At 70.4% G+C, this 14,170-nt stretch carries 15 protein-coding genes and 2 pseudogenes; 10 read left to right on the plus strand and 7 right to left on the minus strand.

All coding sequences use genetic code 11. From position 1 onward, the window contains the following. Positions 1–226 precede the first annotated feature (226 nt). Positions 227–298, plus strand: a pseudogene (locus tag ASC60_RS43980) (hypothetical protein); the annotation flags it as partial. A 119-nt stretch (positions 299–417) separates the two neighbouring features. Then, the gene (locus ASC60_RS09120; RefSeq protein WP_055548616.1) at positions 418–1,023 is read left to right on the plus strand and encodes a cell wall metabolism sensor histidine kinase WalK; all 606 of its coding nucleotides are present in this window, start codon (positions 418–420) and stop codon (positions 1,021–1,023) included. Positions 1,024–1,174: 151 nt separating this feature from the next. On the opposite strand, the gene ASC60_RS09125 is transcribed toward ASC60_RS09120, so the two are convergent. Continuing rightward, on the minus strand, positions 1,175–2,671 hold the full coding sequence (locus ASC60_RS09125) for an ATP-binding protein (protein ID WP_159043223.1): 1,497 nt from the start codon (positions 2,669–2,671) through the stop codon (positions 1,175–1,177). Beyond that, on the minus strand, positions 2,672–3,349 hold the full coding sequence (locus ASC60_RS09130; RefSeq protein WP_055548825.1) for a response regulator transcription factor: 678 nt from the start codon (positions 3,347–3,349) through the stop codon (positions 2,672–2,674). 238 nt (positions 3,350–3,587) lie between these two features. Between ASC60_RS09130 and ASC60_RS09135 the strand changes: the two genes are divergently transcribed. Both ASC60_RS09135 and ASC60_RS41555 read left to right on the plus strand, forming a co-directional pair. Further along, complete coding sequence (locus ASC60_RS09135) at positions 3,588–4,820, plus strand: AbrB family transcriptional regulator (RefSeq protein WP_055548620.1); 1,233 nt, start codon at positions 3,588–3,590, stop codon at positions 4,818–4,820. A 361-nt stretch (positions 4,821–5,181) separates the two neighbouring features. Beyond that, entirely contained in the window at positions 5,182–5,334 is a 153-nt protein-coding gene (locus ASC60_RS41555; protein WP_159043224.1) for a hypothetical protein, read from the plus strand. A 77-nt stretch (positions 5,335–5,411) separates the two neighbouring features. Here ASC60_RS41555 and ASC60_RS43985 read toward each other — a convergent pair whose 3' ends face one another. Continuing rightward, positions 5,412–5,564 (minus strand): hypothetical protein, encoded by a 153-nt coding sequence (locus ASC60_RS43985; RefSeq protein WP_370592896.1) that lies wholly within the window; start codon positions 5,562–5,564, stop codon positions 5,412–5,414. Between the two features lie 481 nt (positions 5,565–6,045). Between ASC60_RS43985 and ASC60_RS09145 the strand changes: the two genes are divergently transcribed. Then, positions 6,046–7,263, plus strand: a complete 1,218-nt coding sequence (locus ASC60_RS09145) for a glycosyltransferase family 39 protein (RefSeq protein WP_159043225.1) — start codon at positions 6,046–6,048, stop codon at positions 7,261–7,263. Here ASC60_RS09145 and ASC60_RS09150 read toward each other — a convergent pair. After that, entirely contained in the window at positions 7,251–7,568 is a 318-nt protein-coding gene (locus tag ASC60_RS09150) for a hypothetical protein (protein WP_055548625.1), read from the minus strand. The genes ASC60_RS09145 and ASC60_RS09150 overlap by 13 nt on opposite strands. Continuing rightward, positions 7,565–7,933 carry a BlaI/MecI/CopY family transcriptional regulator gene (locus tag ASC60_RS09155; protein WP_055548627.1) on the minus strand — a complete coding sequence of 123 codons (369 nt, stop codon included), beginning with the start codon at positions 7,931–7,933 and terminating at the stop codon, positions 7,565–7,567. Before ASC60_RS09155 ends, ASC60_RS09150 begins: the two co-directional genes overlap by 4 nt. Positions 7,934–8,039: 106 nt before the next feature. Here ASC60_RS09155 and ASC60_RS09160 point away from each other — a divergent pair, with 106 nt between their 5' ends. The 5 genes and pseudogenes from ASC60_RS09160 to ASC60_RS09180 all read left to right on the plus strand — a co-directional run bounded on the left by ASC60_RS09160 (position 8,040) and on the right by ASC60_RS09180 (position 12,029). After that, positions 8,040–8,708, plus strand: a complete 669-nt coding sequence (locus tag ASC60_RS09160; RefSeq protein ID WP_055548629.1) for a DedA family protein — start codon at positions 8,040–8,042, stop codon at positions 8,706–8,708. After that, positions 8,705–9,310 (plus strand): phosphatase PAP2 family protein, encoded by a 606-nt coding sequence (locus tag ASC60_RS09165; protein ID WP_055548630.1) that lies wholly within the window; start codon positions 8,705–8,707, stop codon positions 9,308–9,310. The genes ASC60_RS09160 and ASC60_RS09165 overlap by 4 nt, the downstream gene beginning before the upstream one ends. Then, complete coding sequence (locus tag ASC60_RS09170; RefSeq protein ID WP_055548632.1) at positions 9,307–10,005, plus strand: phosphatase PAP2 family protein; 699 nt, start codon at positions 9,307–9,309, stop codon at positions 10,003–10,005. The genes ASC60_RS09165 and ASC60_RS09170 overlap by 4 nt, the downstream gene beginning before the upstream one ends. Further along, the gene (locus ASC60_RS09175) at positions 9,995–10,657 is read left to right on the plus strand and encodes a response regulator transcription factor (protein ID WP_055548634.1); all 663 of its coding nucleotides are present in this window, start codon (positions 9,995–9,997) and stop codon (positions 10,655–10,657) included. Before ASC60_RS09170 ends, ASC60_RS09175 begins: the two co-directional genes overlap by 11 nt. Continuing rightward, positions 10,654–12,029: pseudogene (locus tag ASC60_RS09180) on the plus strand (sensor histidine kinase). The gene ASC60_RS09175 and the pseudogene ASC60_RS09180 overlap by 4 nt, the downstream one beginning before the upstream one ends. Here the strand turns inward: ASC60_RS09180 and ASC60_RS09185 are convergent. Both ASC60_RS09185 and ASC60_RS09190 read right to left on the minus strand, forming a co-directional pair. Then, positions 12,010–12,921 (minus strand): hypothetical protein, encoded by a 912-nt coding sequence (locus tag ASC60_RS09185; RefSeq protein ID WP_055548636.1) that lies wholly within the window; start codon positions 12,919–12,921, stop codon positions 12,010–12,012. The pseudogene ASC60_RS09180 and the gene ASC60_RS09185 overlap by 20 nt on opposite strands. A 169-nt stretch (positions 12,922–13,090) precedes the next feature. Beyond that, positions 13,091–13,930 carry a hypothetical protein gene (locus ASC60_RS09190; protein ID WP_055548638.1) on the minus strand — a complete coding sequence of 280 codons (840 nt, stop codon included), beginning with the start codon at positions 13,928–13,930 and terminating at the stop codon, positions 13,091–13,093. Between the last annotated feature and the right edge of the window lie 240 nt (positions 13,931–14,170).

Below are 14,170 nucleotides of genomic sequence, written 5' to 3' on the forward strand. Positions count from 1 at the left end.
CCACACCGTTCGTGGCATTCCCCTGGGCGGCCAGGGGACGTACCGCGTCGCCGCCGTGTCAGCGGGGCCGGCGCATGCCCCTGAAACCGTGTACGTCGGACTTGCCACGGCCCCGGTCGAACACAACGTCGCCCGGCTCACCGCCGAACTGGCCTTCGGCCTCCCGGTCCTCACCGCCCTGATCGCCGCCGCCGGATGGCACATCACCGGTCGGGCTCTGGGGCCGGTGGAACAATTGCGCGGCCAAGCAGCCGAGATCACCGCCACCGACCTGCACCGGCGACTCGACCTGCCACCGCGTACGGACGAGATACAGCGCCTCGGCGCCACTCTCAACGATCTGCTCGCCAGACTCGACGAAGCGACCACTCGGCAGCGGCAGTTCGTGGCGGACGCCGCGCATGAACTGCGCAGCCGGTGGCCGCCGTACGGGCGGAAATCGAGACCGCCACCCGGCACCCCCGCGCCGACTTCTCGGCCCGGCTGCCCGAGTTGCTCGAGGAGACGGTCCGGCTCGGCCGGCTCATCGACGACCTCGTGCGGCTGGCCCGTCTGGATGCCACCGCAGGCGTGCCGCGCGAGACGGAGATCGACCTGGACGACCTGGCGAGGGCAGAGGTCGGGCGGCTGCATTCCCGCCCCGGTGTGGCCGTCGCCTGCGCCCGCGTTCGCCCCGCACGCGTGCGCGGAGACCCCGACGCCCTGTCCCGAGCCATACGCAACCTGCTCGACAACGCCGTCCGGTACGCCCGCCACCACGTGGAGGTCGGCCTCGACGTCACGGAAAGCGAGGCGGTCCTGTGCGTCCGCGATGACGGCGTCGGCATTCCGCCCGCCGACCGTGACCGGGTCTTCGACCGGTTCACCCGGCTCGACGACGCCCGCAGCCGGGACGCCGGCGGCTCCGGACTGGGACTGGCGATCGTGCGGGAGGTGGCCACTCATCACGGCGGCCGCGCGTGTGTGGAGGACGGCGGTCCGGGAGCCCGGCTGGCACTGCACCTGCCCCTTTCGCAAGGTTGACGTGGTTTGCGTCATGCCGTGGGCTGATTCTGCTTGTGAGGGCGAGGTGCTCGCCGACCGGGCAGGACCGGGGCACGACGGGCCCTGGGGCGAACGCCGGCTGCACGGCGGAGGCCCGCTGACCGGACCGCCGACCAGATGGGGCATCTGGTCAGAGTGGTCCGGAGCCGCCGGGGGCGGGCGGCGGATCGACGGACGAATCCGGCGAAGGCGCGGCGGGCAGGTGAACCACCAGGCGGGCTCCGCCGAGGCCGCCGTCGTCCGGGGCGGGGTCCTGGTCGGCGTAGGCGGTGCCGCCGTGGGCGGTGACGACCTTGCCGACGATGGCGAGGCCGAGGCCCGAGCCGCCGGCCTCGCGGGAGCGCGCCTCGTCGAGACGGGTGAAACGCTGGAAGACCCGGGTCCGGTCCGCGGCCGGGATACCCGATCCGTCATCGCTGACGGTGAGTTCCACGGTGCCGCCGCTCTCGCCCAGGGCCACGCGGACGTGCCGTTCGGCATGGCGACGGGCGTTGTCCAGGAGATTGCGCACAACGCAGCGCAGCGCTTCGGCGTCACCCCGTACGCGGCCGCCCGAGACCCTCCGGGCGTCGATCTCCGCCCGGGCCAGGGAGCGCTGCCGACGTATCTCGGCCAGCACCACCTCATCCAGGTCGACGACGCGCGCGGCCTGTGATCGCGGCCGGGCGGGATCCTCGCTGCGGGCCAGCGCGAGGAGGCCCTCGACGAGGTCGTGCAGCCGCTCCACGTCTTCCAGCAGGGCGGCGGCCACCTGCGGGTCACGGTCCGGATCGGGGTAACTGGACATGACCTCCAGCTGGGCGCGCAGCGCGGTCAGCGGGCTCCGCAGTTCATGCGCGGCGTCGGCGACGAAGCGGCGTTGCGCGACGGAGGCCTCGTCGAGGCGGGCGAGCATGTCGTTGAGGGTGACGCCCAACGCGTGGATCTCGTCCTGACAATCGGGCAGGTCCAGGCGGCGGTGCAGATCGGTCGCGGTGATGTCCGCGGCCTGGCCGCGCAGTGTTTCCACCGGGCGCAGAGTGCGGCCGGCCGTGACCGAGATCGTCCATGCCACCAGCGCCGTCAGCGCCGGGACACCGATCACCAGGCCGGTGGTCAGGCTGGACAGGGTGTGCTCGGCCTGGGCCAGGGACACCGCCACGACGATGGTGGCGGGCCGGTCCCCGATACGGGTCGGCCGGGCCAGTACGCGGAAGTCCCCTCCGTCGCCGATCTCGAGGTCGTGGAGAGTCGTGGCACGGCCCTCCACGACCTGCGGGGGAAGGGGGTTCGGAAACCCGCTGGGACTGCCCGGGCCCGTGTCGTAATCGGAACTGGCCCGTACCTTCCCCGAGGCATCGAGCACCTCGACCACGTCGGCGTCCCCTCCGCTGGACGGTATGAGGGAACGCAACTGGTCGTGCCTGATGAAAGCCGAGACGTCGGACAGCCGCTGGCGCCCTGTGGTGTCCAGATCGCGCCACATCGAATACTTGAGGCCGAGCAGCAGCCCGAGACCGGCCGCGACCATCGCGATGGCGACGACCGTCGTGGCCCACATGGTGACCCGCCTCCGCAGGCTCAGCTTTCTCGTCAACCGTCGCACCCAGGCGAAGGGCAGGCGGTCGGCGAGACTGTGCCGGGACACTCAGCCGCCCTTCCCGTCCAGCCGGTAGCCGACGCCCCGTACGGTTTCGACGGCGGACCGGCCGTACGGGGTGTCGATCTTGCGCCGGAGGTAGCCGACGTAGACCTCGACGATGTTCGGGTCGCCTTCGAACCACGCGTCCCAGACCTGAGCGAGCAGGTCGGTCTTGCTCACCACCGTGTCGGGGTGGCGCAACAGGAACTCCAGCAGTCCGAACTCGCGCGGCGTCAGGTCGAGGGTCTCCTCACCACGACCGCACCGGTGGGCGGCCGGGTCCAGCCAGAGATCGCCCGCACGGAGAACCGGCGGCCGCTGCGGAGCGCTGCGGCGCAGCAGCGCGCGGATCCGGGCCAGCAGCACCACGAAGGAGAAAGGCTTGGTCAGATAGTCGTCGGCACCCAGATCGAGCGCGTCCGCCTCGTCGTACTCCCCGTCCTTGGCCGTCAGGATCAGAACGGGAGTGGCGATCTCCGCGGCGCGCAGCGTGCGGCAGACGTCGTAGCCGTTACGCCCCGGAAGCATCAGGTCGAGCACGATCACGGCGTAGTCGTGGTGCCTGACCAGACGGAGGGCCTTCTCACCGTCCTCGGCGATGTCGACGTCGAACCCCTCGGCGCGCAGCCCACGGTCCACCGCGGCGGCGATGTTCTGCTCGTCCTCGACCACCAGCACCCGCACGCGCATCACCTCGTGGCCGATCGGTCGGACCCGCGGGAAGGCTGATCCTCACCTGCGAGTCTAGGGGCCGACGCGCTGGTCGGCCGCGCGCTCTCAGCGGGCGCTCAGGGTCTCCTCAGCGCTCACTCAGGGTTCTCAGTGCCCGCACAGGCCGTACACGGCACAGTGGAAAGTGCCTGCTTACGACGCAGGCGTCGAGTTCAACGGACATGCCGTCAAACCGACGAAAGGCGTCAACGTGGCTCCGACTTCCGCGCCGCAGCGAACGTATGAGCGCTCGCCCAGCACCGCGCCGAAGCCCGCCCCGCAACTCTCCGAGCTCCGCGTCTCCCGCCCGGCTCCCGTCGGACGCTGGGCCCTGATCATCGCCGGGGGCTACGCGGCGGGCCTCACGGCCTCCGCCTTCGGCGTTCCCGCCCCCTACCTCCTGGCCTCCCTGCTGGTCGGCGCCGCCCTGGCGCTGTGCGGGGTGGTCCGCGACCGGCTGCCGACGCCAGCGGGCCGCGCCTCACAGGCGCTGGTCGGCGCTCTCATGGGCAGCTACCTCACCCCGGCCGCCCTCGTCTCCGCCGCCCCCGTCGCGCTGCCCATGACCGTGGTCACCGCGGCCACCATCGCGCTGAGCATCGGGATCGCCTGGCTTCTGGCCCGCCGTGGCCACATCAGCCGGCCCAGCGCCGTCCTCGGCATGGTGCCCGGCGGTTCCGCCGCGATCGTCACCTGCGCCGACGAGCTGAACGCCGACGTACGGCTCGTCGCGTTCACCCAGTACCTGCGCGTCGGCCTCGTCGCCACCACCGCCCCACTGGCCGCCCACTGGATGACCTCCGGCCGGCCATCGGCCGCATCGGGCCACCCAGGCGGGGGCGGGATCACCGGAACCGGCCTCATTCACCTCGTGGCGGGGGCGGACCAGCTCAGTGGGCTGCTCGCCCTCGCGGCCGTCTGCGCCGTCGGCTCCTGGGCCGGCCGACGGCTGCGACTGCCCACACCCATGCTGATCGGCCCCATGCTGGTGGCCCTGGCCGCCACTCTCAGCGGTGCCGTGCCCGGCTTCGCACCCGTGGGAGTGCTGCAGAACATCGTCTTCGTCCTCGTCGGCCTGGACGTCGGCGTACGTTTCACCCGCCAGACGCTCCGCAGCATGCGGCGCCTCCTGCCACCGATCCTGGTCTGCATGACGGTCGTCAGCCTCGGCTGCGCCGGACTGGCGTGGGTCTTCGCCGGCCTGACCGGCACACCGTTCACCGACGCCTATCTCGCCACGACACCCGGAGGAATCAACGCGGTCCTCGCCACGGCCGTCTCCTCGCACGCGGACGTCGCCCTGGTCTCCACCGTCCAGAGCCTGCGCTTGCTGGTGGTCGTCCTGGTGACCCCGCTGATCATCCGCCAGTTGGCCGCGAGCCGACCGCAACCGCTGTCCCGCGTGGGTGGGACATGGCGCGGACCTGACCGGCTGACGCGCTGACCCACACCGACTGACCGACCGCCCAGCCGTCGAAAGGGGTTCCCGTGGAAGCCTCGTGTCCCGCCTCAAGCCGGCGATGGGCCGCACTCGTCGATCGCGGAAACGGATGCGTCGAGACATGCGACATCGTGGAGTGGCGACGCGAGGACGAGGAACTCGTCGGCTACATATGCGGCACGGGCGGCGCGGCCCAAGGGGACACGGCCCGCGTCGTCCGTGCTGACCGCCACCCGGGATTCCTGACGTACCAACGACGGCCCCAGGTGGTCGGTGCTCTGCCCGGGATGGGACGGACGGTCTGCTACCGCCTCGACGCACCGCCCGATGGCGCCCCTGGTGCCCCTGACGCCCCCTGGCTCCGATGGCCTCGAAACGCCGTCCGGTGCTCGCCTGGCTCGTGTACGACGACGGAACGGTCACGCCGTGCGACGTGGACCACGACGGCCTCGTCTACTGCAGCACCGACACCCCGGAACTCGTTGACATCGAGCCACCTGACCCGGCGCTCGGCTGACCGCCTGGCGTCGTCAGGTCAGCCGAGCGCCTCCCCCAGCAGGCGGCCGTCTCGGCGGTCCGCGGACGTACCCGCGCTCAGCTCGCCCAGATGCCGGTGATGTCCGACGCGGTGACGGCGTGCCCGGCGTGCGAGGTGCCGTACATGTCCTCGATGGTGCGCAGCACGTCGTCATGGTCGTACCTGGTCGCCGATCTGCTGCCCGCGGTCACCGGCTGGCCGTACAGCACCGTGGCGATCTTGTTCTTGCTGTGCTGGTTGTCCTCGTCGAAATGATGTACGGAGCGCTGGGGCTGCCGATGATCTGGTCGTACGCGCGGTTCTCCATGACGACGACGACCACGTGGTCGGGTGTGGGCACATGTCCGGCCCTGTGCCCGGTTCCCGTGGCTCCCGTCCACGGCGCGGCCACCGCCGCGGCGGCGCCAAGGGTGTAAGCGAGCTGCCGGACGGTACTCCGGGGGCGTGTTCGGGACGAGGCGATCACGGAGGCCTCCGGTCACAGCAGAGCCGGAAGAGAGGCCGGTTTTTATTCTTCATGCTTTCGTTCCGTCTCGTGCTCGAGGCCCGCGCTCGGTCGGCACCGAGTAATCCGTGTGGACGACTCCGGCGCGTGCGAGTGGCCACGAGATGCCATGGTGGCGATATGACCAGGGACGACGTGGCGATGTCGCACGAATCGAAGCCGCTTCTCGCATAGGGGATCGCCTCGTGAAACCCCGGCCGTCGGCCATCACCGTCGAGGACAGTCCTGCCCTTCGATGCCACCGGTTGCGCGCGGCAGCCCGTGACGCGGCGCCCGCTGTGCTGGGCTTCGCCGTGGTGCGGGCCGTCGGGGTGGCGGTGCTCCTGTACTGGGGCCACCGGCGTGGAGATCCAGCGCTGGGAAGATTGGCGACGATCTGGGACGCCGAGCGGTACGGGAACATCGCGGTGAACGGATACGACCGCGGCCTGCCCGTACTCGCGACCAGTCCGCAAGTCGGGAACGCTTACTCCAACCTGGCGTTCTTCCCGTTGTATCCGGCCCTGATCCGGCTCGTGCACGCCCTGACGTCGCTGCCTGTCCCGCATGCCGCTCTTCTGGTCTCCTGGCTCGCGTCCCTGATTGCGGCCTGGGGGATCTTCGCCGTCGCTGCCTGGAGCTACGGAAAGCACACCGGAGTGCTGGCCGCGGTGCTCTGGGGAGCGCTGCCGCATGCCGTGGTGGAGAGCATGGCCTACACGGAGGCACTGTTCACAGCCTTGGCCGCATGGTCACTGTATGCGGCGCTGACCCAGCGCTGGATATGGGCCGGCGTCCTGTGCGCACTGGCGGGGCTGACCCGGCCCAGCGCGGTGGCTCTGGTGGTCGCGATCGACGGGGCGGCAGCCGTCGCCCTGATGCGAATCCGCAGACGTCCGGAACGGCAGCCGGTGGAAACACGGTGGCGGCCTTGCCTGGGTGCGGTGATCGCCCCGCTGGGCTGGCTGGGGTTTGTCACATGGGTGGGCACCCGGCTCGGCCGCTGGGACGGATACCTCGCCGTCCAGAAACTGTGGCGTTCCCAATTCGACTGGGGGGTCACCACAGTTCGCCAGCTGGTCCGGGTCTTCCTTCATACCCCGTCTGTGCCGTTCGCCTGGATGGTCGTGGCACTCGTGCTGTGCGCCGCCATAGCCCTCGGAGCCGTGACAGTGGCGCACGGCCAGCCGCTGCCGCTCGTGGTGTACAGCGTGGGCCTGTTGGTGATCGCTGTCGGGGACTCGGCGTTCTTCGGCGCCCGGGCCCGGTTCCTCGTGCCCGCCTTTCCCTTGCTGCTGCCGTTGGCGATCGGGCTGGCCCGAGTTCGCTCCGGCAGCGTGCGCGTCCTCCTGCTCGGCTCGACGACTGCCCTGTCCGCGTTGTACGGCGCATACCTGGTCTTCGCCGTCGATCACGCACCGTAGCAAGCGGTCACTGTTCCCTGATTCTGCGCTCCGGTGGCCAGGGCGGCCACGGGCAGGACCAGCCGTTCGGAGGGCGTCCGCAGGGGGTGGACCAGCTCGCCCAGCGCGGCAAACGCCGGGATTTTGAGCATTCCGGTCACCGCGAAGGTGCCGAGCGCCGCGACGGTACCGGCCGCGAGGAGGAGCGCGGAGACGGTGAGGGTCCACAGGGCGGCCACCGGCGAACACTGGTCGAGGATCCGGCGGGCCAGGGGAGGCGACGCGCAGGGCAGGAGGAGCGGGATCAGCAGGAGCATGGTCGTCACAGACCCTCCTCCAGCAGTCGCCGCAGGACCTGCTCGTCCTCCGGGCCGAGCTGGGCGACGAAGCGGGCCAGAGCACTCTCCCGGTCGCTGTCGCGGTCGAGCTCGCCGTGCATGCGCAGAGCGGTCAGGCCGTGCGGGTCCTGTATGGGGCGGTAGGCGTAGCCGCGGCCCTGCCGCTCCCGCTCCAGGGTCCCCTTCTCATGCAGGCGGGAAAGGATCGTCGTCACGGTCGTCCGCGCCAGGCCGGAGGCGAGTTCGGCCTGAACCTGGGCCGGGGTGAGCGGCATGTCCGAAGCCCACAGGGCGGCCATCACGGCCGCCTCCAGCTCACCCGCGGGTCGGCGCTCGTCCTTCGCGTCGGTCATGGGAACAATTCTCACCCCGCCATCGTCTACAGTGACGTAGACCGTCTACAGGATTGTAGTCAGTCGGGGTATGCATCCGGTGTCCGCGGGGAAAGGACTCATGCCGATGACCACACCCGTGGTCCTATCGTCGCAGCTCGCTGTGAACCCGCTCGACGCGCACTCGTTGCTGGCAGCCTTCGGCGTGCTGGGTGTCGGCGCGGCGATGTTCGCCGAGACGGGACTGCTGATCGGCTCCTTCCTGCCGGGCGACTCCCTGTTGTTCACGGCGGGCCTGCTCTGCACGGGCACGGGGGAGCATGGCGTACGGCTGTCCCTGGGGCCCCTTCTGGTCGCCGCGGCGTTCGGCGCGCTGGCCGGTGCGCAGTGCGGCTATCTCATCGGGCGCCGGGCGGGCGGCACCCTGCTCGCGCACAGGCGGTCCACCCGGCTCCGCGAGGGTGCGAAGCGGGCCGAGGTGCTGCTGGCGCGGTACGGGCATGCGAAGGCCATCGTCCTGGCGCGATTCGTGCCGGTGGTGCGGACCGTCCTCAATCCGCTGGCAGGGGCGCTGGACGTGCCCGTCCGGGTGTTCACCCTCTGGCAAGTGGTCGGCGGCCTGGTGTGGAGCGTCGGCCTGTCCCTGGCGGGATATGCGTTGGGCTCCGAGATCCCGAACGTGGACCGCTATCTGCTGCCGCTGGTGGCGCTGATCGTGGTGGTTTCGCTGATTCCGCTCGCCGCCGAGCTGTACCGCAGCCGCAGGCAGGCCAGGGCGAAGGAGGCGCGCGGATGACCTCCGCGTTCGGCGGAGCGTCGATCGACGGCTCCGCGTGCACGGATGTGGTGGACTTGGCGGGGCGCTCTCCCGGCTGGCTGGACACTGCGGTGGCGGCGTGGTCGGCGTACGGGCTGGCGGTGTTCGCCCTGCTGATGGTCCTGGGCCGGCGGCAGGCCCGGCGGACAGGAGCGGTGACGGCGGTCACGGCGTTGGCCGCGCCGGTGGTCGTGGTCCTGGCGTACGGCGTGGATGCCGTCCTGAAGCTGGTGGTGCGTGAGGACAGGCCGTGCCGGAACCTGCACATGAGGACGCTGGAGGCGTGCCCGGCGCCGGGTGACCGGTCCTTCCCCAGCAATCATTCGGCGATCGCGGCGGCGACCGCCGTGGCGCTGGTGTTCGTCTCACGTCGCCTGGGAGCGGTCGCGGCCTTGGCCGCGCTCGCCATGGCGGCCTCCCGGGCCTGGGTCGGCGCGCACTACCCGCACGACGTCGCGGCCGGCGTGCTCGTGGGCGGGCTCGCGGCCTTCGCTGCGATGAGCCTTTTGCGGCGGTGGGCGCAGACGCTTGCCCGTCGCCTGAGCGCCACTGTGCTGCGTCCGCTCCTGGCTGCCCCGTGAACCGCAGGGACGCCACAGGGCTGGCGTGCAGCGCGGGCCTCGGCGCCTGGACGGCGCTGGGAGTGCTGACCATGGTGGTCGTGGGCGGCGATGGTGCTCCGCTGTGGCTGGACGACGGCCTTCTCTCGTGGTCCGTCGGCCACCGCCCCGATGCGGCGCTGGCCCTGGCACGCGGGCTGACTGCCACCGGAACCGGTGTCATCCCGTACGTCCTCGCCGTGCTGGCCGGCGTTGTGGCTGGGCGGACGCTGCGGCACAGGCTTTTCGCCGTCGCGCTTTGCCTCGCCTGCCTCGGCTCAGGACAGGCACTTCGGTACGGCGCGATGGAGCTCATCCACCGGGCCCGCCCGCCGCGGGATGACTGGACCACGCACGCGAGCGGCTGGGCGTTCCCGTCGGGGCACACCACCACGGCTGCACTGACCGCCGGGCTACTGATCGTGGCGCTGAGCCTGCGCGCCCCGCGCGGCGGGACGGCACTCAGCGTCGCCGTCGGCTGCTGGGGCCTGCTGGTCGGGCTCACCCGCGTCTACCTCGGGGTGCACTGGTTCACCGACGTCGTCGGCGGCTGGCTGTTCGCCTTCGGCTGGCTCGGAGTGTGCCTGTGCGCCGCGGCCCAGTGGCTGCCCGCATCCTTCCTCAGCGACTCGACCCACCCGGCCGCACGGCCGGCGGAGGAGGACCATGCGCCTTAGAATCCTGGTCGTCGAGGACGATCACGCCCTGCGTGACGTTCTGCGCCGCGGCCTGTACGACGAGGACTTCGACCCCGTCCCAGCCGCCGACGGCGCCACCGCCCTGCGGCTGGCCACGGCGGACATCGGGGCAGCCGTACTGGACATCGGTCTGCCTGACGCGGACGGACGGGATGTGTGCCAGGCCCTCCGCGCGAACGGGTTCCTCGCCCCGGTGATCTTCCTGACCGCGCGGCACCACATCACCGACCGGCTGTCCGGGTTCTCCGCGGGAGGCGACGACTACTTGCCGAAGCCGTTCCACCTCGCCGAACTCACCGCCAGGCTGCGAGCCGCACTCAAGCGGTCCTCTCCACGTTCCACGGCCGCAGTCGGAGACATGACGCTGGACGCGGTCCGGCACAGAGTGATCGTTCGTGGCACCCCCGTCGCCCTGTCCCCGACAGAGTTCCGACTGCTGGCGGTGCTCGTCGCCGCAGGCGGAGACCTCGTGCGCCGCCGCGACCTGACCAGGGCTGGCTGGCCCGAGGGCGCGCAGGTCAGCGACAACACCCTCGACCAGTACCTGACCCGCCTGCGCCGCAAGCTGCGCGACGTCGGCAGCACGCTGACCATCGGCACGGCACGCGGGATCGGCCACCGGCTGTCATGAACTCTTTCCCGGGCCACCTGGCTCCACGCACTCTGCGGGGCCGGCTCTCGCTCGTCGCACTGACCACCGCCGCCCTGCTGATGACGGTCCTGACCGTGGTGTTCAACACCACGGTCGACCGAAACCTGCAGCGCCAGGCGGACGACGAGCTGCGCACCCGCGCGGACGCGGTGGCCACGACCGTCGAGACCAACGGTTCGCGGGTGCGCGTGCTGGAGGCCGCCAACGACCAGCTCCTCGACACCAATGTCTGGATCTACGCCGGCACCCACCTGCTCGAACAGCCGACCCCCGCCGCGGCCGACAGCCCGCTGACCCGGGCCGCTGCCCGGCTCGCCGCACAGGGCGGCAGTGCCTGCGCGACCGTCCAGGCGAACCGCCCCCGTGCCGTCCGTCTGTGTTCCCGGCCCGTATCCCGCCGTCGTAACGCCGCCACGGTGGTCACGGCCTTGGGCCTCGCCCCGTACCGGAACTCGGCCGATACCCTGCTGCTGGGATCGCTCGTCCTGGACGGTGTGATGCTGATCTGCACCTATGCGCTGACCCGCCTCTCGGTAGGCCGGGCACTGCGCCCCGTGCGGGCCATGACCGAGCAGGCCACCCAGAGGAGTGCGGTGGCAGCCGTGGACCGCTTCGGCGTCGAGAAGCACCCCGCCGAACTCGCAGCCCTGGGCAGCTCCCTTGACTCACTGCTGGACCGCATACGCGCGGTGCTGCGTCACGAGCAGCAGCTGACCGGCGAGTTGTCCACGAACTGCGCACCCCGCTCACCCGGGTCATCATGGAACTCGACTGGTGGCAGGGACGCCCCCGCTCCGCCGAGGAGACCCGCGCCAGTCACCAGGTGATAGCCGAGGCCACCCAATCCATGCTCACGATCTGCGACACGTTGCTGCACGACGCCCGCGAAAATGCGCGGAACCCTTCAACGGTCCCAGGTACGACCGGTGTCGTCCCCGTTCTGCGCCGTCTTGCCCAGCAGCTCGACGCACCGCACCAGGCGAAGGCCACGGTGGAGGCGGCCTGTCCACAGCTGAAGGCAGGTGTCACGCCGGCTCTGCTCGAACGCATCATCAACCCGCTGCTCATCAACGCCGTCCGATACGCCCACTCGCGCGTGACCGTGTCCACGCACCGCAGGCCCGGCTCTGTTCTGATCGACGTCGTCGACGACGGGCCCGGTGTACCCGAGGCGTTCGCCGACGAGTTGTTCCAGCCAGGTCGACGCGCCGACGCCACGGACGGGCACGACGGCGCGGGACTGGGGCTGCCGCTCGCGCGGCGCCTGGCCCACGCCGTCGGCGGCGAGGTGTCCTACGATCCCGGGTACACGCCAGGGGCCCGGTTCACGGTCACCCTGCCTGCCGGGTGAGGGGCTGCTCCTGCTCGGAGAGCGTCACCTCGTTCTTCTTCTCCTGCACGTGGGCGTAGGCCATCAGGCCGAACAGGACGGCCAGCAGGACGGCCGAGGAGCCGGCGGTGCCGAGGTTCAGGCCACCCTTGGCGACCGGCTTGGTGAGGAAGTCACCGGCGGTGGCGCCGAGCGGGCGGGTGAGGACGAAGGCGATCCAGAACAACAGCACGTTCGGCACCACCGGCACCTTCATCAGCGCCACGAGGACGGCGAGTGCCCCGGAGACGAGGAGAGCGCCGCCCAGGTAGCCGAGGCCGGAACTGTCGGACAGAAAGTCGCCCATGGAGGTGCCGAGCGTGTTGGAGACCAGGATCGCCGACCAGAACAGGGCCTCGCCGCGGAACGTGACGATGTCGCGGATCTGGAAGGTCATTCCGGATACCTTCCAGACCGCGAAGATGACCAGCAGGATCGAGATCAGGATCGCCGCGCCGGTCGGGTAGCCCAGGCCCAGGCCCTGCGGGCCCCAGCCGAGCGAGGTGGCGCCGTTCGACAAGAACTTGGCGCTGGCATCACGGTTCATGAAGTCGGACATCGTGGTGCCGGCCATGCTGGTCGACAAGATCACGGTCCAGTAGAAGAACGGGTTGTAGTGCCGCGATCGAAGCTGGACGACCAGAGTCACCACGAAGATCAAGAACAGGGCGATCGTGGTGAGGAAGTAACCCAGCTTCAGCGTCTGCGCGAAGAGGTCACCGGCCGTCTCTCCCAGCGTTGTCGCGGCGATCTTCATGACCCAGAAGGCCAGAGTGACCTCCGGCAGCTTCTTCATCACCGTCTTGGTTCTGCTCGCCGCGGACTGGTGCGTGCTCGCGACGTCGAGGTCAGTGAGGAGTTCGGGGTTCTCCAAAGTCGGACACTCCTTGTCGAGTGGGGGTACGACGACAGGGCGCTCGCCCCCAGTGGGGTGGGCGCCCTGCTGCCTCCGCCAACCGCGGGCGGCGGGCGGCGGGCGGCGGGCGAGGCATGCGACCCTGCCAGATGCCGCCTGAACGCATCCTGAACGCCTTTTGCGCTGGTCAGGCTGCTTGACGTGCCACGCTCTCCGGCTCGGCGACGTCCCTGCGGGTGACAATCAGGTACACCACCAGGCCGAGGATGACCGCCAGGAAGAGCGCGCTGGTGACGACGGTGCCGAGGCCAAGACCGCCGGCTGCGTTCGGCTGGGAGAGGTAGTCGCCGATCGAGGCGCCGAGGGGGCGGGTGAGAACGTAGGCGATCCAGAAGCTCCATACCGCGTCCAGGCCCAGCGCGAAGTGGGCTACCGCCACCGCCGCGATGGCGAGGGCGAACAGGACCGCGGAGAGCCAGTAGCCGAGGTTCATGCGCTCGGAGACCAGGTCACCGGCCGCCGTGCCGAGGGCGAAGGTGAACAGCACCGCCAGCCAGTAGAACGACTCGCGGCTGGTGGTGTCGATGCTGTGGATGGACAGGGTGCGCTCGCGCCGGTACCAGACCACGAAAACGACCGCGAGGACGAGCGCGAACACCGTGGTGCTCGTCTCCAACGGCACACCCATGTTGTCGGTGAGATTGTCGCTGATCAGGGTGCCGACCACGCTGATCAGGGCGACGGCCAGCCAGTACACACCCGCGCGATAGGAAGTCGTACGGAACTGGACGACGAGCACGGCCGCCAGCAGCACGCTCATCAGCACCGAGACGCCGGTCAGGCCCAGCCCGGCCTTCTCGTTGAGCAGATCGGCAGCGGTCTCGCCGACTGTGGTGCAGAGCACCTTGATGATCCAGAAGTAGGCGGTGACCTCAGGCACCTTGTTCCAGCGCAGACGATGTCCGTGCCGGGCGGGCGTGGTGCCGCCCGGTGCGGCTTGGGGAGTCTCAGACAGTTCATACGTCATGAGGCCCGACCGTGCCATCGGCTACCTGAAAACATCCTGACTACGCGAGGCGGTCAACCCCTTCCGCGCCTGTCACTCGGCCAGGATGAGCTCATGCATCCCTGCGTCGGCTCCCTGCACATAGTGGCGTTCTGCCCCCGGCTCCACGACCTCGCGACGGAAAAGGACGCCGTGACCGATCCGACCGCCCCTGCCCGCTGACCGACCCTGCGCTCGTATTGGGGGCATCTGGCGGAGTGT

The sequence above is a fragment of the Streptomyces sp. NBRC 110028 genome, from assembly GCF_001417735.1.
In the GTDB taxonomy this organism is placed as follows: domain Bacteria; phylum Actinomycetota; class Actinomycetes; order Streptomycetales; family Streptomycetaceae; genus Streptomyces.